Genomic DNA, 23,793 nt, shown 5'->3' with positions numbered 1-23,793 from the left:
ATCTTTTGTTTTTTCTTCAGGTTTTGGCCTTGGCGTGCGCCGCCAGTCGCTCCAACGCCGCGCGCAAACCTGGATCAGTGATCCCGTCCGCCGTGGCCTGAATCGTCGCCGCCGCATCCGTCGACAAATCCATGGTGTGCCCGGCCGCTCCGCGTTGAACGGTCGGCGGCTGCACCTTGAACAGAATCCGCGTCAGACTGGCGAACTCGTCGAACATCTGCAATTGCCGCTGCAGGCGTTTTTGCTGGTAGCGCAGGCGTGTGGCCCAGTGGCCATCAGTGACAATCAACAGCAAACTGCCCTCACGCCACGAGGCGACATGGCAATGTTCACGGGCTGCAGGTTGCAGTTGGCTTTCGAGCAGGCGCTGCAGATGACCCAGTCGTTGGGCATGGCCGAGGATGGCTTTGAGCGGCTTGGCTTCGCGCAGGAGAACGGCGGGTGCTCTGGCCGTAAGAGGGCGAAATGCCATGATCGAACACCTGAAGTAACAGAAACGCCATGGTAGCAGAAAGGTCGAAATCACTCGCCCATTGCTTTTGCCCTCGCTTTACCCATTAAATCAACGACTAACTTCTACCTTGTATGACTTGAAGTTGAGCAAAACGCCCCTATTTTAAGTGAGCCCCGTCAAAGCGCAGTGCCAGCATCGTGGAACATCGCCACTTTCCTCACTTCCGTTTCCGGGTAGAATGCTCGTTCGCATGCGGCCATGAGGGCTGCACGGGCGACGCTCACGGGGCCGCCCTCCATCCCTTTAGTGTGGAAGATCCTGCCGATATGTTTGCGCCTTTGTTAAAGAAACTTTTTGGAAGCAAGAACGAGCGTGAAGTCAAACGCATGCTCAAGACGGTGCAGCTCGTCAATGCCTTCGAAGAGCAAATGGTGGCCCTTTCGGACGATCAATTGCGCGCCAAGACCGAAGAGTTCAAGGCCCGCATCGCCAAAGGGGAAACCCTCGACAAGCTGTTGCCAGAAGCCTTTGCGGTCGCCCGCGAAGCCGGCAAGCGCATCATGGGTATGCGCCACTTCGACGTACAGCTCGTCGGTGGCATGACCTTGCACGAAGGCAAGATCGCCGAAATGCGCACCGGTGAGGGTAAAACCCTCGTAGCGACCCTGGGTGTTTACCTCAACGCACTGTCCGGCAAGGGCGTGCACGTTGTGACGGTGAACGACTACCTGGCGCGTCGTGACGCCAACTGGATGCGCCCGCTGTATGAATTCCTCGGCCTGACCGTCGGCGTCGTGACGCCGTTCCAGCCGCCGGAAGAGAAACGTCTGGCCTACGCCGCCGACATCACCTACGGCACCAACAACGAATTCGGTTTCGACTACCTGCGCGACAATATGGCGTTCAGCATGGAAGAAAAATTCCAGCGCGAACTCAACTTTGCCGTGATCGACGAAGTCGACTCCATCCTCATCGATGAAGCGCGTACCCCGCTGATCATTTCCGGTCAGGCCGAGGACAGCTCCAAGCTGTACATGGAGATCAATAAACTGATCCCGCAGCTGGAACTGCACGTTGAAGAAGTCGAAGGCGAAGTCACCAAGGCTGGCCACTACACCGTTGACGAGAAGACCCGTCAGGTCGAACTCAACGAAGCCGGTCACCAGTTCATCGAAGACATGCTCACCCGTGTCGGCCTGCTGGCTGAAGGCGAGAGCCTGTACTCGGCGCATAACCTGGGCCTGCTGACCCACGTGTATGCCGGTCTGCGTGCGCACAAGCTGTTCAATCGCAACATCGAATACATCGTGCAGGATGGCCAGGTCGTACTGGTCGACGAACACACCGGCCGTACCATGCCCGGTCGTCGTCTGTCCGAAGGCCTGCACCAGGCCATCGAAGCCAAGGAAGGCCTGAACATCCAGGCCGAGAGCCAGACCCTGGCCTCGACCACTTTCCAGAACTACTTCCGTCTGTACACCAAGCTGTCCGGCATGACCGGTACCGCCGACACCGAAGCGTTCGAATTCCACCAGATCTATGGTCTGGAAGTGATGGTCATTCCGCCGAACAAACCGTTGGCGCGTAAAGACTTCAACGACCTGGTGTTCCTGACTGCCGAAGAGAAATACGCGGCGATCGTTACGGACATCAAGGAAAGCATGGCGGCCGGTCGTCCGGTGCTGGTGGGTACTGCCACCATCGAAACCTCCGAGCACATGTCCGCACTGCTCGTGAAGGAAGGCATCGAACACAAGGTTCTCAACGCCAAGTTCCACGAAAAAGAAGCCGAGATCATCGCGCAGGCCGGTCGTCCGGGTGCCCTGACCATCGCCACCAACATGGCCGGTCGTGGTACCGACATCCTGTTGGGCGGTAACTGGGAAGTTGAAGTCGCATCGCTGGAAAACCCGACCCCTGAGCAAATTGCCCAGATCAAGGCCGACTGGCAGAAGCGTCACCAGCAAGTGCTCGAATCGGGCGGCTTGCAAGTGATCGCGTCCGAGCGTCACGAATCCCGTCGTATCGACAACCAGCTGCGTGGCCGTGCCGGTCGTCAGGGTGATGCCGGTTCGAGCCGCTTCTACCTGTCGCTGGAAGACAGCCTGATGCGTATCTTCGCTTCTGATCGAGTGAAGAACTTCATGAAAGCCCTGGGCATGCAGCCGGGCGAAGCGATCGAGCACCGCATGGTGACCAACGCGATCGAGAAGGCGCAGCGCAAGGTTGAAGGCCGCAACTTCGACATTCGCAAGCAACTGCTCGAGTTCGACGACGTCAACAACGAACAGCGTAAAGTGATCTATCACATGCGTAACACGTTGCTGGCCGCTGACAACATCGGCGAAACCATCGCCGACTTCCGTCAGGACGTGCTCAACGCCACCGTCAGCGCGCACATTCCGCCGCAATCGCTGCCAGAGCAGTGGGACGTGGCCGGTCTGGAAGCCTCGCTGCAGAGCGACTTCGGTGTGGCGTTGCCGATCCAGCAATGGCTCGATGAAGACGATCACCTGTACGAAGAAACCCTGCGCGAGAAGCTCATGACCGAGCTGATGGCGGCGTACAACGAGAAAGAAGATCAGGCCGGTGCCGAGGCACTGCGCTCCTTCGAGAAGCAAATCGTTCTGCGCGTACTGGACGATCTGTGGAAAGACCATCTGTCGACCATGGATCACCTGCGTCACGGCATCCACCTGCGTGGCTACGCCCAGAAGAACCCGAAGCAGGAATACAAGCGCGAGTCGTTCACGCTGTTCTCCGAGCTGCTCGATTCGATCAAGCGCGACTCGATCCGTGTGCTGTCGCACGTTCAGGTGCGCCGCGAAGACCCGGAAGCCGAAGAGCAACGTCTGCGTCAGGAAGCCGAAGCACTGGCCGCCCGCATGCAGTTCGAACACGCTGAAGCGCCAGGTCTGGAGCAACCGGAATTGCTCGGTGAAGAGGTCGATGTGGCCCTCGCCGCCGCCCCGGTTCGCAACGAGCAGAAGCTGGGCCGCAACGAACTGTGCTACTGCGGTTCGGGCAAGAAATTCAAGCATTGCCACGGGCAGATCCAGTAAAACCCGTTTCAATCGCTGAAATACCCGCGCCGCGACCGGCTCCTGCCGTCGCGGCGTTTTGCCATTTAAACCACCGCCGCATCGATTGGCGGTGCTGACATCATTGAGTAAGGAGCGCATTCATGGCTGTTGGTCTTGGTCCTTTGCCAACGTTGCACCCGGTTGCCGGTTTTGAACTCGGTATCGCCTCGGCCGGCATCAAGCGCCCGGGGCGTAAAGATGTCGTCGTGATGCGCTGCGCCGAAGGCTCGACCGTGGCGGGCGTGTTCACCTTGAACGCGTTTTGCGCGGCACCGGTGATTCTGGCGAAAAAACGCGTGCAGAACGCCGTGCGTTATTTGCTGACCAACACCGGCAATGCCAACGCCGGTACCGGCGAGCCGGGTCTGGCCGCTGCCGAGCGCACCACCGCCAAACTGGCTGAGCTGACCGGCGTCGATGCCAGTCAGATCCTGCCGTACTCCACGGGTGTGATCGGCGAGCCGCTGCCGGTCGAGAAGATCGAAGGTGCACTGCAAGCCGCGCTGGACGATCTGTCGGAAAACAACTGGGAAGCCGCTGCCACCGGGATCATGACCACCGATACCCTGCCGAAGGGCGCCAGCCGCCAGTTCGAGCATGACGGCGTAACCATCACCGTCACCGGTATCAGCAAAGGTGCGGGCATGATCCGCCCGAACATGGCGACCATGCTTGGCTACATCGCGACCGACGCCAAAGTCTCCCGTGACGTCCTGCACAACCTGATGCTCGACGGTGCCAACAAGTCGTTCAATCGCATCACCATCGACGGCGACACCTCGACCAACGACTGCTGCATGCTGATCGCCACCGGCAAGGCTGCACTGCCGGAAATCACCCGCGCTGAAGGCGAGTTGTTCGCCAAGTTGAAGCAAGCGGTGTTTGAAGTGTGCATGGACGTGGCCCAGGCCATCGTGCGTGACGGCGAAGGCGCGACCAAGTTTGTCACCGTGGAAGTGAATGGCGGCGGCAATCATCAGGAATGCCTCGATGTCGGCTACACCGTGGCCCACTCGCCGTTGATCAAGACCGCATTGTTCGCCTCTGACCCGAACTGGGGTCGTATTCTTGCCGCTGTCGGCCGTGCCGGCGTGCCGGATCTGGACGTGAGCAAGATCGACGTGTTCCTCGGCGACGTGTGCATCGCCAGCCGTGGCGCACGTGCGGCGACCTACACTGAAGCCCAGGGCTCGGCGGTGATGCAGCAGGAAGAGATCACAATCCGCATCGAACTGGGTCGCGGCGATTGCAGCGAAACCATCTGGACTACTGACCTGTCGCATGAATACGTGAAGATCAACGCCGAATACCGCACTTGATCTAACCTGAGACCGAGTCGATGCCATCGCGCGCAGGCTCACTCCTACAGTGGTTTTGTAAACGCCACAGATTACTTGTAGGAGTGAGCCTGCTCGCGATGGCGACCCATCAGCCACCAAAAATTCTGGCCTGATTCTCCTGACGAAAAGGCGCCACATCCATGTCCCTGCACCTGATCATCGGCGACAAACTGCTTTCCTCCTGGTCTCTGCGTGCCGCACTGGCACTCGAGCTGACCGGCGCACCCTACAGCGAAGAGCTGATCAAACTCGGCAAGCCCGACACCCGCGCGCTGCTGCTCAAGCATTCGCCGACCGCTAAAGTCCCGCTGCTGCAAACGGCGCGCGGCACCATCGCCGACTCACTGGCAATTGCCGAATACCTCGCTGAACAGTTCCCGTCCGAGCAACTCTGGCCGAGCGATATTTTCGCCCGTGCCCAGGCGCGATCCGCCTGCGCCCAAATGCACAGCGGCTTTTTCGCCATGCGCAATCACATGCCGTTCAACCTCAACCATGACGCGCCGCTGAACCCGGTGCCGCCAGAAGTGAAGGTCGACATCGAGCGCATGCTCGCGTTGTGGGCCGAGTGCCGTGCCGCCGCCACCGAAAGCGGGCCGTACCTGTTTGGTCGGGTGAGTCTGGCCGATGCCTTCTTCGCGCCGATTGCCGTGCGTCTGCGCACCTACCAAGTGCAGTTGCCGGCCGCCGACCAAGCCTATGTTGAAACCGTCTACCAATGGCCTGCCTTCAAAGCGTGGCAAAAGGCTGGACTGGAGGAGTTGAATCCGTGAAACGCGTCCACGTCGCCGCCGCCGTCATTCGTGACGACAGCGGCAAGATCCTCATCGCCCGCCGTGCCGACACCCAGCATCAGGGTGGGCTGTGGGAGTTTCCCGGCGGCAAGGTCGAGGCTGACGAGTCGGTCGAAAGCGCGCTGGCCCGTGAGCTGCACGAAGAGTTGGGCATCGTCGTTGGCGCCGCCCGACCGCTGATCAAAGTGCGTCATGACTACCCGGACAAGCAGGTTTTGCTGGATGTCTGGGAAGTGTCGGCATTCACCGGCGAACCGCACGGTGCCGAAGGCCAGCCTTTGGCTTGGGTGACCGCGAAGGAGCTGGTGAACTACGAGTTTCCGGCCGCCAACCAGCCGATCGTTGCCGCCGCGCGTTTGCCGGCTGAATACCTGATCACCCCGGAGGACCTGGAAACCCCGGCGTTGCTGCGCGGTATCCAGAAGGCGATTGCTAGCGGGATCAAATTGATTCAACTGCGTGCACCGAATGGTTACGACCCCAAGTACCGTGATCTCGCGGTGGATGCCGCTGGTCTTTGCGCGGGCAAGGCGCAGTTGATGATCAAAGGGCCATTCGAATGGCTTGGCGATTTCCCGTCTGCCGGATGGCACATCACTTCCGCACAATTGCGCAAATACGCAGCGGCGGGGCGCCCGTTGCCAGCAGAGCGCTGGCTCGCGGCTTCGTGCCACAACGCTGAAGAGTTGGCGCTGGCAGAACAGATGGGTGTGGATTTCGTCACGCTGTCGCCGGTGCAGCCGACCTTGACGCACCCGGATGCGCAGCCGTTGGGCTGGGAACAGGCTTCGACGTTGATCGAAGGCTTCAGCAAACCGGTGTTTCTGTTGGGCGGGGTTGGCCCGGCTGAGCGGGAGAAAGCCTGGAATTGCGGGGCGCAAGGAGTGGCGGGGATTCGTGCGTTCTGGCCTGACTCTGTTTAACGGCTACTGACCTCATCGCGAGCAGGCTCACTCCTACAATTGACCGCGTTACTTCAGGTAGAACGCGGTCAACTGTAGGAGTGAGCCTGCTCGCGATGGCGTCCTATAGGGCGCTACTTTTCTGCAGGCTTTGCAGCCGGTTGCCAAAGAATCTCCGCAACCCCCTGCCGCCGCGCAATCAACCGCGCCGCCACAAACAGCAAATCCGACAACCGATTGATATACGCCAGCCCCACCCCGGCCAATGGCTCCAGCGCATTCAAATGCTGACAGCGCCGCTCGGCACTCCTCGCCAGACTCCGACAAACATGTGCTTGGGCAATCAGCATCGAACCGCCCGGCAAAATGAAGTTCTCCAGCGGCCCCAATTCCTCGTTCCACACATCGATCGCTGCTTCCAGTCGTTCGATCTCCGCCGCATTCAACGCCTGATACTCCGGCATCGCCAACTCGCCACCCAGATCAAACAAGCGATGCTGACAAGGCGCCAACACCTCGATCAGTTCATTCAGCCCCGGATACGCATCGCGCTCGGCAATCAACCCGGCCAGCAACACGCCGACCTGACTGTTCAGCGTATCGACCTCACCAATCGCTTCGATGCGTGGGTGATCCTTGGGCACACGGCGGCCATCGCCAAGGCCGGTTTCGCCTTTGTCGCCGGTGCGGGTGTAGATTTTCGACAGGCGAAAGCCCATGGGTTACCTCGATAATTGATTGGTTTCGGCAGCGATGGGCAGCGGTTGCGTCAGCGGCAGGCGCAAGGTGAAACAGGTGCCCTGGCCCGGTGCTGACTGCACTTCCATCTGCCCTTTGTGATTGTTGGTGATGATGAAGTACGACACCGACAAGCCAAGCCCGGTGCCCTGGCCGATTTCCTTGGTGGTGAAGAACGGCTCGAAGGTGCGTTTGCGCACGTTCTCGCTCATGCCGATGCCGTTGTCCTCGACCTGAATTTCGGCCCACGGTGGATTGAGCTTGGTGCGCAGGATGATCCGCCCCGGCTCACTGTCGTCTTCGCGCTGGTGAATGGCTTGTGCGGCGTTTTTCAACAGGTTGAGCAGCACCTGCTCGAGTTCGTTGGCAGTGCCCGGCACCGGGCCGAGCGCCGGGTCGAACTGGCGGATGATCGCTTGCCCCTTGAAGTCGAAACCGATGGCCAGGTCGAAGTCGTTGCCGGCGATTTCCACCGCTTGATCGATCAATGCCGGCAGATCGCACGGCGCCATTTGTCGGGTGCTGCGGCGGCTGAAGCTGAGCATATGGGTGACGATTTTCGCTGCCCGAGCGCCGGCCTGCTGAATGCCATCGAGCAATTGCGGCACTTCGCGGCCCTGCAGGTATCGGTTCACCGTGTCCAGCTCAATGCCCAATTGCTCGGCGGTTTCGAGGTTCTTCGGCAGGTCGGCGGACAGGCGTCGACGAATGTTCTGCACGTTGTGCAGGATAGCCCCCAGCGGGTTATTGATTTCGTGGGCCATGCCAGCGGCGAGGCCACCGACCGAGAGCATTTTTTCCGACTGCACCATCATTTCTTCCAGCGACAGACGCTGGGTAATGTCGTCGATACGGATCACCACGCCACGCCCGGCACCGCCCATCAGAGGATAGAAGGTCAGCGCGTAATGCTTCGGTTCATCGTCCTTGAACCACGTCACTCGCTCGATTTTCGCCACGGTGTGCTGCTCTACGGTCTGCTTGAGCTGCGGCAAAAACGGCTTGAGCGGTTCGAAGGCAAGGAAAATTGGCTGGTTCAGTGCCTCGTCCAGTCGCGTGCCGGAGAGGGCGCTGGCCTCCTGATTCCATTGGGTCACGTAGAGCTGCTCGTCGAGGGCGATCAGCGCCGAGGGCATCGAGTCGATGATGCTGTTGAGGTAGTTCTGGAAGCCGGTGAGCTTCTTCTCGATCTTGCTGCGCACCTGGACTTCCAGTTCCAGTTTGCGGTTGGTGTGGCGGGTTTCCTCGGCCAGACCCTGGGCCTGATCGTAGGCAGCTTGCGAGTCATCGCGGGCACGCTTGAGTTGCTGCTCGCGGGCTTCGATGCGCGACAGCATGGTGTTGAACGCCTCGGCGAGACTGCCGATTTCGTCATGATTGCCGCGTGAGGCGCGCAGGGCGTAGTTCTCTTCGCGGGTCACCTGACGGGACAACTCCTCGAGCTGATGAATCGGCCGGGTGATCAGGCGTTTGATCTGCCGGGCAATCACCAGCCACAACAGCACGCTGAAAATCAGAATGCCGAGGCTCGCGGTCAGGGTGCCGGTATAGAAGGCCATCGGCAGTTCGCTGCTGGCCACCAGCAGCAGATGACCCGGCGCTGTGCCGGGGCGGGGCAGGGTGATCAACTGGTTGCTGCGAAATTCGGTCAGTTGCCAGGCTTCGATATGCCGATAGCGCTGCGGCAGGTTGAGTTTATCGCCGCGCTGCACTTGCGCCAGACGTTCGCCCTTGCCGTCATACAGGGCGGCGGCGCGCAGTGGTGAATAGCTGTCGAGTTCTTTGAGCAGGCGCTCGGCGCTCTGCGGTGATTGCAGGGCTTCGCTGACCAGGCTGGGGTTGGAAATCAGCCGGCCGATGGTCTGCAACGCCTGCGGCGCCATGCTTTCCTGGGAAATGTAGTAGGCGGCGCTGATAAAGGTCAGGTTGGCGACCAGCAGAACGGTGGTCAACAGAACCAGCAGGGCGGCCAGCAGTTTCTGGCCGACCGGCAGGTTTTCGAGACGCTGGCGCAATGGCATCAGGTTTTTCACAGCAGAGGAACAAGTGGCCAGCGTAGCCGCTGCTCAGTCGCTGGGCAATCCGAGGCTGTTGAGATGCGCGATCAGCCGCTGTTGCAATTGATTGAGGTGCGGCAGGTTCAATTGGTGGCGCACGGCGACTTTGCAGGCGTAGCCCAATAGATAGCTGATTTCGGTGCGGCGCTGGTTGGCCACGTCCTGGTACATCGACGAGTAATTGGCGGCCGTGGCCTGGATCACCCGTTCGACCTCCTGTTGCAGATTGTCCGCCGCAGCCGGTTGGCCGCAACGTTCCAGCAACTCGACCAGTTCGCCACACAGCGTCGCGACTTCGCAGTGATGTTCCTGCAATCCGCCGTTGCGGCAATGGTGCAGCACGGTCAACGGATTGATCGCGCAGTTGAGCGCCAGTTTGCGCCACAAGCGCGTGAGGATGTCAGTGCTCCATTCGTGGGGGATTTTCGCGGCGTCGAGATCGTCCAGCCAGATTGGCGCGACCGGATGGCCAGCGTCGCCCAGCCAGGTGAAGCCGTGGCCGGCAAACACCACACGCCAGTCGCCATCGCGAAACGCGCCTTCTGTACTGGAAGCGCTGATGCAGCGGGCCAGTGGCACACGGTTGGCGACGGCGTCCTGACTGCCGAGGCCGTTTTGCAGAAGGATCAGTTCGGCGTCCGCTGTCAGCCGTAGGGCGAGGCGGGCGACGGCGCTTTCGGCGTCGTAGGCCTTGCATGCGACCAGCAAGCGGCGGATCGGCTCGGGGCTGTCGGGTGTTTCGCCGGGAACCGCATAGGTGCTCGCCACACCGTGTTCCACCAGCGTCAAGCCGCCCGCGGCCTGATAGCTTTGCAAACGTTCGGCATCACGCACGATCAGTCTGACCGGCAGACCGGCGCGAGCCAGACGTGTGGCCCACAGTGTGCCGAGACTGCCGGCGCCGAGAATATGCCAGGGGGTGGCCATCAGTTTTTTGCTCGATTGCGTACAGGCATGTGCGGCTCGCCGTGTCGGTGGGAAAAGACCCGTTATAATGAGCCCGATTTTAACCGCAAGCCAAGCGCGCTCCATCCACATCGAGCGCGCCTTTTTATTGGAGAGATTACATGCCGTCGTTCGACGTGGTATCCGAACTGGACAAACACGAACTCACCAACGCGGTCGAGAACGCCGTGAAGGAACTCGATCGTCGTTATGACCTGAAAGGCAAAGGCAGCTTCGAGTTCAAGGAAAAAGACCTGACCGTCAGCCTGACTGCTGAAGCCGGGTTCCAGCTGGAAGCGATGATCGAAATCCTCAAGCTGGCGCTGGTCAAGCGCAAGATCGACGTACAGTGCCTTGAGGTCAAGGACGCTTATGCATCGGGCAAACTGATGAAGCAGGACGCCGTGCTCAAGGAAGGTATCGACAAGGAACTGGCGAAGAAAATCGTCGGCCACATCAAGGATGCCAAGCTCAAGGTGCAGGCCGCCATTCAAGGCGAGCAAGTGCGCGTGACCGGCAAGAAGCGTGACGACCTGCAAGAGGCCATCGCGGCACTGCGGGCCAAGGAATTCGGCATGCCCCTGCAGTTCAACAACTTCCGCGACTAAGCTCGGTCAGATGATCTGTGGGAGCGAGCCTGCTCGCGAAGGCGGTGTGTCAGTCAACTCATTGCTGAATGACACGGCGCCTTCGCGAGCAGGCTCGCTCCCACATTGTTTTGTGTACACCCGGCGGGTTTCTGCCGCTTATTTTTCGCGTGCCGAATGGCCGGAAATCAGGAGATAGAACATGGATTTGAATGCTGAGGTGGACAACCTGGTCAAGGCATCCCAGGCGTGGATCCCGATGATCATGGAATACGGCAGCCGCGTGCTGTTGGCAGTGATTACCCTGGCCATCGGCTGGTGGCTGATCAACAAGGTCACGCAAAAGCTCGGTGGTCTGCTGGCCCTGCGCAATGCCGATCTGGCGCTGCAAGGCTTTATCAGCAGCCTGGCGAACATCATTCTCAAAGTGCTGCTGATTGTCAGCGTCGCTTCGATGATCGGTGTTGAAACCACCTCGTTCGTTGCAGCCATCGGTGCGGCCGGTCTGGCCATCGGTCTGGCGTTGCAGGGCAGCCTGGCGAACTTCGCTGGCGGCGTGCTGATTCTGCTGTTTCGTCCGTTCCGTATTGGTGACTGGATCGAAGCGCAAGGCGTAGCGGGTACGGTCGACAGTATCCAGATTTTCCATACCGTGCTGCGTACCGGTGACAACAAAACCATCATCGTGCCAAACGGCAACCTGTCTAACGGCATTATCACCAACACCAACCGTCAGCCAACCCGCAAGGTTGTGTTTGATGTGGGCGTGGATTACGAAGCCGATCTGCAAAAGGCCCGTCAGGTGTTGCTGGATCTGGCCAAGGATGAGCGCGTGTTGCAGGATCCTGAGCCACAGGCCGTGATTTCGACGCTGGGTGACAGTTCGATCACTGTTTCCCTGCGGGTGTGGGTTAAAACTGCAGACTACTGGGACGTGATGTTCATGTTTAACGAACAGTCGCGTGATCGTTTAAAGACTGCCGGCATTGATATTCCTTTTCCGCAACGCGTGATTCGTGTGGTGCAGGAATCGGCGACACAATGATAGCTTGCTAATTAATTGCCTGACTTGTCGGTCAGGCAACTATTGCAAGTGCCAGGCAATAAAAAAGGCCCATCGCAAGATGGGCCTTTTTTTATGCTTCCAAACTAACCACTGACAATTACAAGATGTTCAGTGGGTACTCGGTGATCAGACGGAACTCTTTGACGTCGCCTTCGCCTTGGTCGGAGTTGGCAACGTGCCAGGCCTGACGAATGCGGAAGGACAGATCTTTCGCCGGGCCAGACTGAACAACATATTTGGCTTCGAAGTTGGTTTCGTGGTGTTCGCCGTCTTCACCGTACAGCGGTGCGCCAGTGCTGGTGCGGTATTGGCTGTTTGCAGACAGACCGGTACCGTCGATATCCCAACCTTTAACGTAGCGAACCATGAAGCTCAGGCCTGGAACGCCGTACTCGGCCATTTTCAGGTCGTAACGGGCTTGCACGGATTTCTCGCCAGGACCGTTGAAGTCAGAGTACTGGATGGAGTTGGCGAGGAAGATCGAGTCGCCACCACGGTTGTTTTTACCCACGCCGATGTAGTCGAACGGAGTGTCGCCGTTGACCTTCTGGAAGGCCAGGGTGAAGGTATGAGCCTTCAGGAACGACAATGCAGTTGCCAGGGAGAAGGTCGTGTTGCTGATGTCACCTGCCTCCTTGTCACCGGTGTCGGTGGTGCGATAGATGTTGAAGTCAGTGTTCAGCGAAGTGTCGCCACCGAACGGGGTGGTCAGGTTCACGTTCGCGTAGTACTGGTTCCAGATATCTTCCAGCTTGGCACCGTAGAGCGAGGCGCTCAGGTTTTCGGTGATGCCGTACTTGCCGCCGAAGTAGTCGATCGTGTTGGCTTCTACGCCAGAGTAGTTGGAGTACAGACCGCCGTCACGGGCGTTCTTGTCCTGGCTGGAGCCGGAGTAAAAGTGGCCGGCTTCGAGATCAAGGTCTTTCACTTCGCTGCTCTGCAACTGGAAGCCAGTGGCAGTTTGCGGAAGGATACGGGAACCGCCGACAGCGAACACCGGAGAGGTGCTTGGCTGCATGTCGCCGAATTTCAGTTCGGTTTTGGAAACACGGAACTTGATCGACGCGCCGGCTTTGCCTTGGCTGTCGTTGACGTCGCGAGCACCGTTGTTAGGGTTAACGGTGTCGCTACGGCTCATGTTGCCCGAACCGGAAGTACCGTCACCACCGTCCAGTTTCAACGCCAGGTAACCGTATGCATCAATACCAACGCCAACGGTGCCTTGGGTGTAACCAGAGGTGAAGTTACCCAGGAAGCCTTGTGTCCAGTCTTTCTGGTCAGCGCCGCCGTTCTTGTTGTCGCGGTTGAAGTAGTAGTTCTTCAACGTCTCGGTGAGTTTCGCGTCTTCAACAAAACCTTTGGCTTCAGACTGGTCACTTACAAACGGTGCGGCCGTAGCCACTTGAGTACTGGCGGCTGCAGCAACTGCCAGTGCGATCATGCTCCACTTCATCACGCGCATCGTGATTTGCTCCTTTGGTTTTAGAAGAGTACTGCCGTCCCACCTGTTTTATTATCTGGGCGGCTCTTTCTTTTTGTGTCGGCGCAAACTTATATCACGCCGACAATGTTGGCGATACTTGCTGATCCAACCTTTCAGCTTCTTTACGACGTTGTCGCAAATGGCGCGGTGGATGTCGCAAATTCACAGTACCAATGCAGCCGGACTGACAACTTTCTCGCTGTTTATGGGCCTTTTTGCATCGGTAAAAAAGAGTCCCTGGCAAAACACTTGAATCTCCATCGGGCAACCCTGCCACTGTTCTTATGGGGCTTAAGGCATTCACTTCCAGTGGTGCGCTTATAGTCCATATGGGTACGAATGCAACAAGCGTGCACAAACCGCAATTTCGCTGCGGTTATTTTTCTGAACACCCGCCTGCGTTTGTGAAAACCTCGTGAAAGCTGGGCTTCAAGCCTGATTTTTTCATTGCTTGACGCCATTCCTACTATGGTGTTGCCACGCCGAGAAGCGAGCGTGACATCCAAAAACGTTACCGGTTCACCCCATCAGTGAGTATTTGGCGGATGCCCGACGCAGTGAGCGTAGACGCACTGTGCGGTTTTGGTGCAAAAAAATTTACAGCTGTTCTGAATTCATACAGCTTGCATGGGCAATGAAGCTGAACGCCTCTGCTGTTTTCGGTCATTTTGTCTGGCTGAGTGTCGATGTTGGTTCCGTGCTGGTGCGTCGCGCTCGCAAATGTCACATCTCGGGGCGTTGGCAGAGCGACGGCGTGAATCGTCGTCGTGAAGGCTGACGCATTCGCAGGTATGCTGCCGTCCTGTCGCTTGGTGCGCTGTCCCCATGGAACGCCGCTAAGCTGAATAAAGAAGATCAGCCGGGAGTGCGCTCAGTGTTTGCTTTAGATTCACGACTTCAACAGGACACACTGACCATCGGTGATTTCCCTCTCTGCCGACTGCTGCTGTCCAATGATGCAGGTTACCCTTGGTTCATCCTGGTGCCTCGTCGCGACGATATCAGTGAGTTGTTTCAGTTGGATGTCGCCGATCAACAGCAGTTGTGGCAGGAAACCACCGCGCTGGCTGAGCTGCTCAAGGATCTGTTTGATGCCGACAAAATGAACGTCGCGACCCTGGGTAACGTTGTCAGCCAGTTGCACATGCATGTGATTGTGCGCAAACGCGACGACGCAGCCTGGCCGGCGCCGGTCTGGGGCAAGCACCCGGCCAAGCCTTACAGTGCCGAGCAGGTCGCTGCCATTCGCGAACGGTTGCGACTGGTCCTGACCGAGCATTTCACCTTTGTGGAGGGCTGAGTCATGAGTCTGGAAGAGCGCGTTACCGATCTGGAAAGCCGCCTGGCGTTTCAGGATGACACCATTCAGGCGTTGAATGACGTACTGGTGGCCCAGCAGCGCGTGGTCGAGCGCCTGCAATTGCAGATGGCAGCCCTGCTCAAGCGCCAGGAAGAGATGGTCGGCCAGTTCGAGTCCTTCGAGGATGAGGCGCCACCGCCGCATTACTGAGTCAGGTACTTTTCATCAGGCGTAAAAAAACCGCGAACAGCACACTGCTCGCGGTTTTTTTATGCCTTGGATCAGCGTCGCGGCAGAGCGGCGATCACGTCCTCGGCTTGCAGGCCCTTGTCCCGGTTCATCACCGAGAATTCCACGCGCTGGCCTTCGACCAGTACGCGGTGGCCTTCGCCACGGATGGCACGGAAGTGCACGAAAATATCATCTCCGGAGTCCCGGGAGATAAAGCCGAAGCCTTTGGAGGTGTTGAACCACTTGACGGTACCGGTATCACGGTTGGTCATGTCATAGCTGGTTGGAGCGGCAGCCGGTGAAGAACGATAGAAGCTCACCGCCAGGTGCAAGACCACGGCAACCAGCGCGATCACCAGGGTGAACAGCACGGCTGGCTGGCCGGCGATGACGGGCATCGGGGCGATCAGGGTCAAGGTTTGCAGGACGACGGTCAGCACCAGAAGAGCGCTGACCAGATTTTGCAGATGCTGACGCGGGCCTTTGTTCCAGTAAGGAATTACTGGAGCGATGACCAGGTTCAGCAGGCCGAAAAAGGCCAGGTAAAGTGCATCGGGTTGTTGCAGGTAGGGAACGGCTTCGGATTTCAAGCTGGGTATGAACGACAGCAGCAATGCCGCTGCGCCCATTAGCAGGTGGACGATTTTCAACATTTTGATTGGCTCACGTTTATGACGGCTCACAAGGAAGAGCTGAAGGCGCACGGTTCGCTTCGGAACAAAATAAGAGGCGGTGGACACGTTCACGGCATCAGCCTATGCGCCACGCCCCGAAAAATGGGACATGGCGACACACTGCCTATTTAACAGCAAAGCCTGCGGCTACTCAAATCAGCCCGGCCAGCGGCATCGCCTCGGTCGATTTGTCGCAGTGTGGGCACCTGATCGGGGCTGCGGGGTGTCGACAGCCTTGCTAGAGTGGGTCTGCACCTGTTGGATGAATTCAATCGCCGTTAGGGGGTAAACATGGCAATCGATATCGGTATCAGTGAAGAAGACCGCAAGTCCATCGTCGAAGGCTTGTCGCGTCTGCTGTCGGACACCTACGTGCTGTATCTGAAAACCCACAACTTCCACTGGAACGTCACCGGCCCGATGTTTCGCACGCTGCACTTGATGTTCGAAGAGCAATACAACGAACTGGCGCTGGCCGTTGATTTGATTGCCGAGCGTATTCGCGCCTTGGGCTTTCCGGCACCGGGCGCCTACGCCACGTACGCACGCCTTTCTTCCATCAAGGAGGAGGAGGGGGTGCCGAGTGCCGAGGACATGATCAGACAACTGGTCGACGGTCAGGAAGCGGTGACTCGCACTGCGCGCGGTATATTCCCGCTGCTCGACAAGGTCAGTGATGAGCCAACGGCAGACTTGCTGACCCAGCGCATGCAGGTTCACGAGAAAACCGCGTGGATGTTGCGTGCGTTGCTCGAAGCCTGATCAGGGCCCGAGGGCACGTCTGAGGGCGTGCTCGCGGGCAGTCCGGAATCTTACCTGTATCGTTGGCTTATCCTACGGCTATGGTCAATAAGTCATCTGGATATAACTTTGCGTCTGCGCTTTTATGAAGTCACAGGATGTGGCTTTGAAAACCAGCAGAGATGACAAAGGAGTGTCAACGATATGGTAGAGGGAGACAGGCGAAGCGACAGGGTTGTCGGCTTGCCGCATGAGTTGAAATTCGATCCGTTCGTCAGCGAGTTCGACATGTCATTGGTTCAGCCGCTGTCCCGATCCGTGCGTTTGAACGGATTCGCGACATGCCTGCGACTGGAACAGGTTTACTGGAATATTCTGGGCAACATGGCCAGGAATAACAGCTGTTCGATCAGTTCGCTGTTGTCCCACGTCGACCGGGAAGTGCATCTGCGTCATGGCGGGGTTAAAAATTTCAGCGCACTGGTGCGGGTGGTCTGTGTGATGAGTGCAGGCCAGGGAAGCTGAGTCGGCGCGAAGCAGCGGTTGCAAACGAGGTTGCGGGCTGTGCAGTCTTACGGCTGCACAGCCCGCATTTAATCGATATAATCCCGCTCTTTCGCCGCAAAGCCCTGCGCGCGGTGGCAATCTGATCGCCGAGACACCCCCATGCCGATGTACGATTATCAATGTGCTTCCTGTGGTCATCAGTTGGAAGCCATTCAAAAGATCAGCGAGGCCCCGCTGGTCGACTGCCCTGCCTGTCAGGCGCCAGAGCTCAAGAAACAACTGTCGATGCCAGGCTTTCGCCTCAGCGGCGGCGGTTGGTACGAAACCGATTTCAAGACCGGCGCCAAGAAGAACCTGGCCGGTGGCGACAAATCTGACTAGGGTTCAACCCCGGGTTGAACGACACGCGTGAGTTCCGCATTGCTTGAAAAGCAACGGGAGCTCCACCGAATTTTTCGAATTACGAGAAGCGAACCACGACCATGATGCGCAGCCACTATTGCGGCCAACTGAACGAAAGCCTGGAAGGCCAGGAAATTACCCTTTGCGGATGGGTTCACCGTCGTCGCGACCACGGCGGGGTGATTTTCCTCGATATCCGTGATCGTGACGGTCTGGCCCAGGTGGTTTTCGATCCGGATCGCGCCGAGAGCTTCGCCGCTGCCGATCGCGTGCGCAGCGAGTACGTGGTGAAGATCACCGGCAAGGTGCGTCTGCGTCCGGCCGGTGCCACCAACGCCAACATGGCGTCGGGCATGATCGAAGTGCTGGGTTACGAACTGGAAGTGCTGAACGAGTCGGAAACCCCGCCGTTCCCGCTGAACGAGTTCTCCGACGTTGGTGAAGAAACCCGTCTGCGTTATCGCTTCCTCGACCTGCGTCGTCCGGAAATGGCCGAGAAGCTGCGCCTGCGTTCGCGCATGACCACCAGCATCCGTCGTTTCCTCGACGAAAACGGCTTCCTCGACGTTGAAACGCCGATCCTGACCCGTGCGACTCCTGAAGGTGCGCGTGACTATCTGGTGCCAAGCCGTACCCACGCCGGTTCGTTCTTCGCCCTGCCGCAATCGCCACAGCTGTTCAAGCAACTGCTGATGGTTGCCGGTTTCGACCGTTACTACCAGATCGCCAAGTGCTTCCGCGACGAAGACCTGCGCGCTGACCGCCAGCCAGAATTCACCCAGATCGACATCGAGACCAGCTTCCTCGATGAAAAAGAGATCATGGGCCTGACCGAAGAAATGATCCGCAACCTGTTCAAGGAAGTGCTGGGTCTGGAATTCGGCGACTTCCCGCACATGACTTTCGAAGAAGCCATGCGTCGTTACGGTTCCGACAAGCCAGACCTGCGTAACCCGCTGGAACTGGTCGACGTTGCCGATCAACTGAAAGAAGTCGATTTCAAAGTGTTCAGCGGCCCGGCCAATGATCCGAAATGCCGTATCGCTGCTCTGCGCGTTCCAGGCGGGGCGAGCATGCCGCGCAAGCAGATCGACGATTACACCAAGTTCGTCGGCATCTACGGTGCCAAGGGTCTGGCGTACATCAAGGTCAACGAGCGTGCTGCCGGCGTTGACGGTCTGCAATCGCCGATCGTGAAAAACATCCCGCTGGAAAACCTCAACGCCATCCTCGATCGCGTGGGTGCTGTTGACGGCGACATCGTGTTCTTCGGCGCCGACAAGGCCAAGATCGTCAGCGAAGCCTTGGGCGCACTGCGCATCAAGCTCGGTCACGACCTCAAGCTGCTGACCTGCGAGTGGGCGCCAATGTGGGTCGTCGACTTCCCGATGTTCGAAGAAAACGACGACGGCAGCTTCTCCGCGCTGCACCACCCGTTCACCGCGCCGAAGTGCTCTCCTGAAGAGCTGGAAGCCAATCCGGCCGGCGCTCTGTCCCGCGCGTACGACATGGTGCTGAACGGCACCGAACTGGGTGGCGGTTCGATCCGTATCCACCGTAAGGAAATGCAGCAAGCGGTCTTCCGTCTGCTGGGTATCAATGAAGCGGAACAGGAAGAGAAGTTCGGTTTCCTGCTCGACGCGCTTAAGTACGGTGCACCGCCGCACGGTGGTCTGGCCTTCGGTCTGGACCGTCTGGTGATGCTGATGACCGGTGCCCAGTCGATCCGTGAAGTGATCGCCTTCCCGAAAACCCAGAGTGCTGCTGACGTGATGACGCAGGCGCCGGGTGTGGTGGATGCCAAGGCATTGCGCGAGCTGCACATTCGTTTGCGCGAAACGCCAAAGGCTGAGTAAGACGGGCCTGAAGGCGCATCTTCGGATGCGCCTTTTTTCTTTCTATAGAGAGCAGGTCGAGATTTTTTGTTTGCTGGCCGCTGCGTGAGCAGGGCGGGCAACGTTTCAAAGAGAATTCGGAGCGAGTTATGGCAGGTCATTCCAAGTGGGCGAACATCAAGCACCGCAAAGAACGTCAGGATGCCAAGAGGGGCAAGATCTTCACCAAGTGGATCCGCGAACTGACCGTTGCGGCCCGTCAGGGCGGCGGTGATCCGGGCTCCAACCCGCGTCTGCGTCTGGCGCTGGACAAGGCCCTGAGCGCGAACATGAGCCGCGACATCATCGACCGTGCCGTCGCGCGTGGCGCCGGTGCCACCGAAGCGGACAACGTTGAAGAGCTGACCTATGAAGGTTACGGCCCGGGCGGGGTGGCGGTGATGGTCGAGTGCATGACCGACAACCGTAACCGTACCGCAGCCGCTGTGCGTCATGCGTTCAGCAAATGTGGTGGCAACCTCGGTACCGACGGTTCGGTGGCTTACTTGTTCGAGCGCAAAGGCCAGATCAGCTTCGCGCCGGGCGTCGATGAAGACGCACTGACCGAAGCGGCGCTGGAAGCCGATGCCGATGACGTGGTCAGCCACGAAGACGGTTCGATTGATGTGTTCACCTCGTTCACCAGTTTTTATGCGGTGCGAAACGCGCTGGAAGCCGCCGGGTTCAAGGGCGATGATGCGGAAATCGTCATGCAGCCAACCACCAGCGCCGAGCTGGATCTGGAAGGTGCGGAAAAGGTGCTCAAGCTGATCGACATGCTTGAGGATCTGGATGACGTGCAGAACGTCTATTCCAACGCGGACATTCCGGAAGACGTGGCCGCTCAGCTCGGTTGATGCAAATAGAAAGGTCGCAGTTTTTGCTGGCTCTACACTTCACCTGTAGGAGCTGCCGAAGGCTGCGATCTTTCTGTTTTTGAAAGATCAAAAGATCGCAGCCTTCGGCAGCTCCTACATGTACCCTCAGCTTTCGCATCAATTTCTGCAGGCGTTATGACTTTAATTCTTGGTATCGACCCCGGTTCGCGCATTACCGGTTACGGCATTGTTCGAGATACCGGGCGTGGTGGCTGCATTTATGTGGCTTCGGGCTGCATCCGTACCGGTGCGGGCGAGCTGCACGAGCGTCTGCAAATCGTCTATCGCGGTGTACGCGAGATTATCCAGACCTACGGTCCGGTGACCATGGGCATCGAAAAGGTGTTCATGGCGAAAAACGCCGATTCGGCGTTGAAGCTTGGGCAGGCTCGTGGCGCTGCGATTGTTGCCGGCGCTGAAGAATGCCTGGAAATCGCCGAGTACACGGCCACTCAGGTCAAACAGGCAGTGGTCGGCACCGGCGCCGCCAATAAAGAACAAGTGCAGATGATGGTCATGCACATGCTCAAACTGACCAGCAAACCGCAAATCGATGCCTCGGACGCCCTGGCCATTGCCATTTGTCATGCGCATACGCGCTCCAGTCTGCTGCCGCACGGCTTGGGAACGGCACGCAGTCGTGGCGGGCGCCTGCGTCTCTGATAGCATCAGCATCAATTTTCTTGAAAGCAGGATTTCCTGCGCCTGAGTCGTCGGCGCGAAATTCGCCTTTCGATAGTCGCCAGCCCACGGCTGGCCAACGCTCAAGGATCTGAAACGTGATTGGACGCTTGCGCGGCACCCTGGCTGAGAAACAGCCGCCGCACCTGATTCTGGATGTAAACGGCCTCGGGTATGAGCTGGAAGTGCCCATGACCACCCTTTATCGTCTGCCGTCGGTCGGTGAACCACTGACCCTGCACACCCATTTGGTCGTACGCGAAGACGCGCAGTTACTCTATGGTTTTGCCGGTAAGCGTGAGCGAGACTTTTTTCGCGAGTTGATCCGTCTCAATGGTGTCGGGCCAAAACTGGCGCTGGCTTTGATGTCGAGCCTGGAAGTCGACGAACTGATCCGCTGTGTGCAGTCTCAGGACACCTCGGCGTTGACCAAAGTACCGGGTGTCGGCAAGAAAACCGCCGAGCGCTTGCTGGTCGAGCTGAAAGACCGCTTCAAGGCCTGGGAAACCTCGCCGGCCATGTTCGCGCTGGTACCGAATCAGCCGGACGGCCCCGCACCGGTCAATACCGCCGAAAACGATGCGGTCAGCGCGCTGATTTCCCTGGGTTACAAACCGCAGGAAGCGAGCAAGGCGATTACCGCCATCAAGGACAAGAATTTGAGCAGTGAAGACCTGATCCGCCGCGCCCTGAAGGGAATGATTTAAGTGATTGAAGCTGATCGTCTGATCACCGCCGCGCACAGCCCGCGCGAGCGCGAAGAAGTCCAGGATCGGGCCATTCGCCCGGTCAGTCTGGCCGACTATATTGGCCAGCCGACCGTGCGCGAGCAGATGGAACTGTTCATCCAGGCCGCCCGTGGCCGTAGCGAATCCCTCGACCACACGCTGATCTTCGGCCCGCCGGGTCTGGGTAAAACCACCTTGGCCAACATCATCGCCCAGGAAATGGGCGTATCGATCAAGAGCACATCCGGTCCGGTACTGGAGCGTCCGGGAGATCTGGCGGCGCTGCTGACCAATCTTGAACCGCATGACGTGTTGTTCATCGACGAAATCCATCGCTTGTCGCCGATCGTTGAAGAAGTGCTGTACCCGGCGATGGAAGATTTCCAACTCGACATCATGATCGGTGAAGGGCCGGCCGCGCGTTCGATCAAACTCGACCTGCCGCCGTTTACTCTGGTGGGCGCAACCACTCGCGCCGGTATGCTGACCAACCCGTTGCGTGACCGCTTCGGTATCGTCCAGCGTCTTGAGTTCTACAGCACGGCCGATCTGGCGACGATTGTCAGTCGTTCGGCGGCGATTCTCGGTCTGCCGCTGGATCCGGAAGGTTCTTTCGAGATCGCTCGTCGCGCCCGTGGCACGCCGCGAATCGCCAACCGTTTGCTGCGCCGGGTGCGTGACTTCGCCGAAGTTCGCGCCAAGGGTCACATCACCAAAGCGGTGGCGGATCTGGCGCTGAACCTGCTGGATGTCGACGAACACGGTTTTGATCATCAGGACCGGCGTCTGCTGCTGACCATGATCGAGAAGTTCGATGGCGGCCCGGTCGGTATCGACAGCCTCGCCGCTGCGATCAGTGAAGAACGTCACACCATTGAGGATGTGCTGGAACCGTATCTGATTCAGCAGGGTTACATCATGCGCACACCACGGGGCAGGGTGGTGACGCGCCACGCGTACCTGCACTTCGGTTTAAACATCCCGTCACGAATGGGTGAAATGCCCGTGGCAGACGAGTTTCTCGATGCCGTGGACGATTGATACACATTTTTTGTCGATTTATTCAGGGTTTGTACGGTCATAGGACGGTACTTTTGCGGTAAAGCTCTGAAACCATGAAAAACAGTTGCCTGGCCGGATTGGCAACCTGAGGAGTAAGCACTAGAGTATGCGCGCGCAAAACGGGCTTGAGCCGTTCGCACATCGTTGTCGCGTTTATTACGAGGACACCGATGCGGGCGGCATCGTGTATTACGTTAATTACCTCAAGTTTATGGAACGGGCTCGAACCGAGCGGCTTCGCGAGCTGGGCTTTGCTCAATCGCAGCTGGCAGGGGAGGACCTGTTGTTTGTCGTGCACTCCAGCGAAGCGCGCTATCACGCGCCGGCGCGACTGGACGACGAACTGCTGGTAAGCGCTGATGTAATCGAATTGAACCGTGCCAGCTTGCGCTTTAAACAGCAGGTCAGGCGGGCGACGGATAATGTGCTGCTCTGTGAAGGGCAGTTTTTGGTGGCCTGTGTGCGCACTAACAGTTTGAAACCCCGGGCCCTTCCCGAAGACTTGCGTGCGGCCTTCGCCGACGCGGTCGGCCCGGGTACACACTCAAAGCAGGAGATAAAGCGTGGAAGCTAACGTCGTCGACCATTCCTCCATGTGGAGCCTGGTCAGCAATGCCAGCATCGTGGTGCAGTTGGTAATGTTGACCCTGGTGGCCGCATCGGTGACCTCATGGATCATGATCTTTCAGCGCAGCAATCTGCTGCGCGCCGGTCGACGCGCCCTGGAGAGCTTCGAAGAGCGCTTCTGGTCGGGTATCGATCTGTCCAAGCTGTACCGTCAGGCGGGTAGCAACCCTGATCCGGATTCGGGTGTGGAGCAGATCTTCCGTGCCGGTTTCAAGGAATTCTCCCGTCTGCGTCAGCAGCCAGGTGTTGATCCTGAAGCGGTGATGGAAGGTGTGGCCCGTGCCATGCGCGTTGCCATCTCCCGTGAGGAAGAGAAGCTGGAGCAAAGCTTGCCGTTCCTCGCCACCGTCGGTTCGGTCAGCCCGTACATCGGTCTGTTCGGTACGGTGTGGGGCATCATGAACTCCTTCCGCGGTCTGGCCAGCGCCCAGCAAGCAACCCTGGCCACTGTGGCCCCGGGTATTGCCGAAGCCCTGATCGCCACCGCGATCGGTCTGTTCGCGGCGATTCCTGCGGTTATTGCTTACAACCGTTTCGCCGCTCGCAGCGAAACCTTGCTGGGCCGCTACTACACCTTCGCCGATGAATTCCAGGCGATCCTGCACCGCAAAGTGCACACCAGCGAAGAATAAGCAGGTA

At 58.5% G+C, this 23,793-nt stretch carries 24 protein-coding genes; 18 read left to right on the top strand and 6 right to left on the bottom strand.

Features of this window, described 5'->3' with window-relative positions:
• Positions 1 to 16: 16 nt before the first annotated feature.
• Positions 17 to 472: a DUF721 domain-containing protein gene (locus CKW17_RS20815; RefSeq protein WP_038366691.1), complete on the bottom strand. Its 456-nt coding sequence runs from the start codon at positions 470 to 472 to the stop codon at positions 17 to 19.
• Between the two features lie 308 nt (positions 473 to 780).
• Between CKW17_RS20815 and secA the strand changes: the two genes are divergently transcribed.
• From secA to CKW17_RS20795, 4 genes are all read left to right on the top strand, one after another.
• The gene (gene secA / locus CKW17_RS20810) at positions 781 to 3,516 is read left to right on the top strand and encodes a preprotein translocase subunit SecA (RefSeq protein WP_095121328.1); all 2,736 of its coding nucleotides are present in this window, start codon (positions 781 to 783) and stop codon (positions 3,514 to 3,516) included.
• 122 nt (positions 3,517 to 3,638) lie between these two features.
• Positions 3,639 to 4,856 carry a bifunctional glutamate N-acetyltransferase/amino-acid acetyltransferase ArgJ gene (gene argJ, locus CKW17_RS20805; protein ID WP_038366685.1) on the top strand — a complete coding sequence of 406 codons (1,218 nt, stop codon included), beginning with the start codon at positions 3,639 to 3,641 and terminating at the stop codon, positions 4,854 to 4,856.
• A 161-nt stretch (positions 4,857 to 5,017) separates the two neighbouring features.
• Positions 5,018 to 5,650 (top strand): glutathione S-transferase family protein, encoded by a 633-nt coding sequence (locus tag CKW17_RS20800; protein ID WP_095121327.1) that lies wholly within the window; start codon positions 5,018 to 5,020, stop codon positions 5,648 to 5,650.
• Positions 5,647 to 6,594 (top strand): Nudix family hydrolase, encoded by a 948-nt coding sequence (locus CKW17_RS20795; RefSeq protein WP_095121325.1) that lies wholly within the window; start codon positions 5,647 to 5,649, stop codon positions 6,592 to 6,594. The genes CKW17_RS20800 and CKW17_RS20795 overlap by 4 nt, the downstream gene beginning before the upstream one ends.
• A 113-nt stretch (positions 6,595 to 6,707) precedes the next feature.
• Here the strand turns inward: CKW17_RS20795 and CKW17_RS20790 are convergent, their stop codons facing one another.
• From CKW17_RS20790 to CKW17_RS20780, 3 genes are read right to left on the bottom strand one after another with little or no spacing between them, the layout of a single operon-like run.
• Positions 6,708 to 7,292, bottom strand: coding sequence for a cob(I)yrinic acid a,c-diamide adenosyltransferase (locus tag CKW17_RS20790; protein ID WP_095121324.1), 585 nt, complete (start codon positions 7,290 to 7,292; stop codon positions 6,708 to 6,710).
• A gap of 3 nt (positions 7,293 to 7,295) precedes the next feature.
• The gene (locus tag CKW17_RS20785; RefSeq protein ID WP_095121391.1) at positions 7,296 to 9,332 is read right to left on the bottom strand and encodes a HAMP domain-containing sensor histidine kinase; all 2,037 of its coding nucleotides are present in this window, start codon (positions 9,330 to 9,332) and stop codon (positions 7,296 to 7,298) included.
• Positions 9,333 to 9,377: 45 nt separating this feature from the next.
• Positions 9,378 to 10,295, bottom strand: a complete 918-nt coding sequence (locus CKW17_RS20780; protein WP_095121322.1) for a putative 2-dehydropantoate 2-reductase — start codon at positions 10,293 to 10,295, stop codon at positions 9,378 to 9,380.
• 140 nt (positions 10,296 to 10,435) lie between these two features.
• Between CKW17_RS20780 and CKW17_RS20775 the strand changes: the two genes are divergently transcribed.
• Positions 10,436 to 10,921: a YajQ family cyclic di-GMP-binding protein gene (locus tag CKW17_RS20775; protein WP_007912755.1), complete on the top strand. Its 486-nt coding sequence runs from the start codon at positions 10,436 to 10,438 to the stop codon at positions 10,919 to 10,921.
• 181 nt (positions 10,922 to 11,102) lie between these two features.
• Entirely contained in the window at positions 11,103 to 11,945 is an 843-nt protein-coding gene (locus tag CKW17_RS20770) for a mechanosensitive ion channel family protein (protein ID WP_095121321.1), read from the top strand.
• Between the two features lie 118 nt (positions 11,946 to 12,063).
• On the opposite strand, the gene CKW17_RS20765 is transcribed toward CKW17_RS20770, so the two are convergent.
• On the bottom strand, positions 12,064 to 13,428 hold the full coding sequence (locus CKW17_RS20765; RefSeq protein WP_095121320.1) for an OprD family porin: 1,365 nt from the start codon (positions 13,426 to 13,428) through the stop codon (positions 12,064 to 12,066).
• Between the two features lie 895 nt (positions 13,429 to 14,323).
• On the opposite strand from CKW17_RS20765, the gene CKW17_RS20760 reads away from it, so the two are divergent.
• Together CKW17_RS20760 and CKW17_RS20755 are read left to right on the top strand one after the other, a co-directional pair.
• On the top strand, positions 14,324 to 14,749 hold the full coding sequence (locus tag CKW17_RS20760; protein WP_095121318.1) for an HIT domain-containing protein: 426 nt from the start codon (positions 14,324 to 14,326) through the stop codon (positions 14,747 to 14,749).
• A 3-nt stretch (positions 14,750 to 14,752) separates the two neighbouring features.
• Positions 14,753 to 14,959, top strand: coding sequence for a SlyX family protein (locus CKW17_RS20755; protein WP_038366649.1), 207 nt, complete (start codon positions 14,753 to 14,755; stop codon positions 14,957 to 14,959).
• A 71-nt stretch (positions 14,960 to 15,030) separates the two neighbouring features.
• Here the strand turns inward: CKW17_RS20755 and CKW17_RS30670 are convergent, their stop codons facing one another.
• The gene (locus tag CKW17_RS30670; protein ID WP_008080216.1) at positions 15,031 to 15,633 is read right to left on the bottom strand and encodes a cold-shock protein; all 603 of its coding nucleotides are present in this window, start codon (positions 15,631 to 15,633) and stop codon (positions 15,031 to 15,033) included.
• 312 nt (positions 15,634 to 15,945) lie between these two features.
• Between CKW17_RS30670 and CKW17_RS20745 the strand changes: the two genes are divergently transcribed.
• From CKW17_RS20745 to tolQ, 10 genes are all read left to right on the top strand, one after another.
• A complete protein-coding gene (locus CKW17_RS20745) occupies positions 15,946 to 16,416 on the top strand; it encodes a Dps family protein (protein ID WP_095121317.1) in 471 nt (156 codons plus the stop codon).
• A 183-nt stretch (positions 16,417 to 16,599) separates the two neighbouring features.
• Positions 16,600 to 16,920, top strand: coding sequence for a ribbon-helix-helix domain-containing protein (locus CKW17_RS20740; RefSeq protein ID WP_026000504.1), 321 nt, complete (start codon positions 16,600 to 16,602; stop codon positions 16,918 to 16,920).
• A gap of 141 nt (positions 16,921 to 17,061) precedes the next feature.
• Positions 17,062 to 17,283 carry an FmdB family zinc ribbon protein gene (locus CKW17_RS20735; protein WP_007912741.1) on the top strand — a complete coding sequence of 74 codons (222 nt, stop codon included), beginning with the start codon at positions 17,062 to 17,064 and terminating at the stop codon, positions 17,281 to 17,283.
• A 101-nt stretch (positions 17,284 to 17,384) separates the two neighbouring features.
• Positions 17,385 to 19,160 carry an aspartate--tRNA ligase gene (gene aspS / locus CKW17_RS20730; protein WP_095121315.1) on the top strand — a complete coding sequence of 592 codons (1,776 nt, stop codon included), beginning with the start codon at positions 17,385 to 17,387 and terminating at the stop codon, positions 19,158 to 19,160.
• A gap of 128 nt (positions 19,161 to 19,288) precedes the next feature.
• A complete protein-coding gene (locus CKW17_RS20725) occupies positions 19,289 to 20,035 on the top strand; it encodes a YebC/PmpR family DNA-binding transcriptional regulator (protein WP_007912738.1) in 747 nt (248 codons plus the stop codon).
• Between the two features lie 156 nt (positions 20,036 to 20,191).
• Positions 20,192 to 20,719: a crossover junction endodeoxyribonuclease RuvC gene (gene ruvC / locus CKW17_RS20720; RefSeq protein ID WP_007962095.1), complete on the top strand. Its 528-nt coding sequence runs from the start codon at positions 20,192 to 20,194 to the stop codon at positions 20,717 to 20,719.
• A gap of 116 nt (positions 20,720 to 20,835) precedes the next feature.
• Entirely contained in the window at positions 20,836 to 21,444 is a 609-nt protein-coding gene (gene ruvA, locus CKW17_RS20715; protein WP_003227522.1) for a Holliday junction branch migration protein RuvA, read from the top strand.
• Complete coding sequence (ruvB, locus tag CKW17_RS20710; RefSeq protein WP_007912736.1) at positions 21,445 to 22,506, top strand: Holliday junction branch migration DNA helicase RuvB; 1,062 nt, start codon at positions 21,445 to 21,447, stop codon at positions 22,504 to 22,506.
• Between the two features lie 127 nt (positions 22,507 to 22,633).
• Positions 22,634 to 23,101: a tol-pal system-associated acyl-CoA thioesterase gene (ybgC, locus tag CKW17_RS20705; RefSeq protein WP_077574280.1), complete on the top strand. Its 468-nt coding sequence runs from the start codon at positions 22,634 to 22,636 to the stop codon at positions 23,099 to 23,101.
• Entirely contained in the window at positions 23,091 to 23,786 is a 696-nt protein-coding gene (gene tolQ, locus CKW17_RS20700; protein WP_008080223.1) for a protein TolQ, read from the top strand. Before ybgC ends, tolQ begins: the two co-directional genes overlap by 11 nt.
• Positions 23,787 to 23,793 lie beyond the last annotated feature (7 nt).

The organism is Pseudomonas sp. Irchel s3f10, from assembly GCF_900187515.1.
Lineage (GTDB): Bacteria > Pseudomonadota > Gammaproteobacteria > Pseudomonadales > Pseudomonadaceae > Aquipseudomonas > Aquipseudomonas tensinigenes.
Note: the sequence above shows the minus strand (reverse complement) of the source record. Positions and strands in the feature narration are given on the sequence as shown.

Coding starts and splice junctions, on each gene's coding strand:
- CKW17_RS20815 (WP_038366691.1), bottom strand. CDS start 472: ATGGCATTTCGCCCTCTTACGGCCAGAGCACCCGCCGTTCTCCTGCGC.
- secA (WP_095121328.1), top strand. CDS start 781: ATGTTTGCGCCTTTGTTAAAGAAACTTTTTGGAAGCAAGAACGAGCGT.
- argJ (WP_038366685.1), top strand. CDS start 3,639: ATGGCTGTTGGTCTTGGTCCTTTGCCAACGTTGCACCCGGTTGCCGGT.
- CKW17_RS20800 (WP_095121327.1), top strand. CDS start 5,018: ATGTCCCTGCACCTGATCATCGGCGACAAACTGCTTTCCTCCTGGTCT.
- CKW17_RS20790 (WP_095121324.1), bottom strand. CDS start 7,292: ATGGGCTTTCGCCTGTCGAAAATCTACACCCGCACCGGCGACAAAGGC.
- CKW17_RS20785 (WP_095121391.1), bottom strand. CDS start 9,332: ATGCCATTGCGCCAGCGTCTCGAAAACCTGCCGGTCGGCCAGAAACTG.
- CKW17_RS20780 (WP_095121322.1), bottom strand. CDS start 10,295: ATGGCCACCCCCTGGCATATTCTCGGCGCCGGCAGTCTCGGCACACTG.
- CKW17_RS20775 (WP_007912755.1), top strand. CDS start 10,436: ATGCCGTCGTTCGACGTGGTATCCGAACTGGACAAACACGAACTCACC.
- CKW17_RS20770 (WP_095121321.1), top strand. CDS start 11,103: ATGGATTTGAATGCTGAGGTGGACAACCTGGTCAAGGCATCCCAGGCG.
- CKW17_RS20765 (WP_095121320.1), bottom strand. CDS start 13,428: ATGCGCGTGATGAAGTGGAGCATGATCGCACTGGCAGTTGCTGCAGCC.
- CKW17_RS20755 (WP_038366649.1), top strand. CDS start 14,753: ATGAGTCTGGAAGAGCGCGTTACCGATCTGGAAAGCCGCCTGGCGTTT.
- CKW17_RS30670 (WP_008080216.1), bottom strand. CDS start 15,633: ATGTTGAAAATCGTCCACCTGCTAATGGGCGCAGCGGCATTGCTGCTG.
- CKW17_RS20745 (WP_095121317.1), top strand. CDS start 15,946: ATGGCAATCGATATCGGTATCAGTGAAGAAGACCGCAAGTCCATCGTC.
- CKW17_RS20740 (WP_026000504.1), top strand. CDS start 16,600: ATGGTAGAGGGAGACAGGCGAAGCGACAGGGTTGTCGGCTTGCCGCAT.
- CKW17_RS20735 (WP_007912741.1), top strand. CDS start 17,062: ATGCCGATGTACGATTATCAATGTGCTTCCTGTGGTCATCAGTTGGAA.
- aspS (WP_095121315.1), top strand. CDS start 17,385: ATGATGCGCAGCCACTATTGCGGCCAACTGAACGAAAGCCTGGAAGGC.
- CKW17_RS20725 (WP_007912738.1), top strand. CDS start 19,289: ATGGCAGGTCATTCCAAGTGGGCGAACATCAAGCACCGCAAAGAACGT.
- ruvC (WP_007962095.1), top strand. CDS start 20,192: ATGACTTTAATTCTTGGTATCGACCCCGGTTCGCGCATTACCGGTTAC.
- ybgC (WP_077574280.1), top strand. CDS start 22,634: ATGCGCGCGCAAAACGGGCTTGAGCCGTTCGCACATCGTTGTCGCGTT.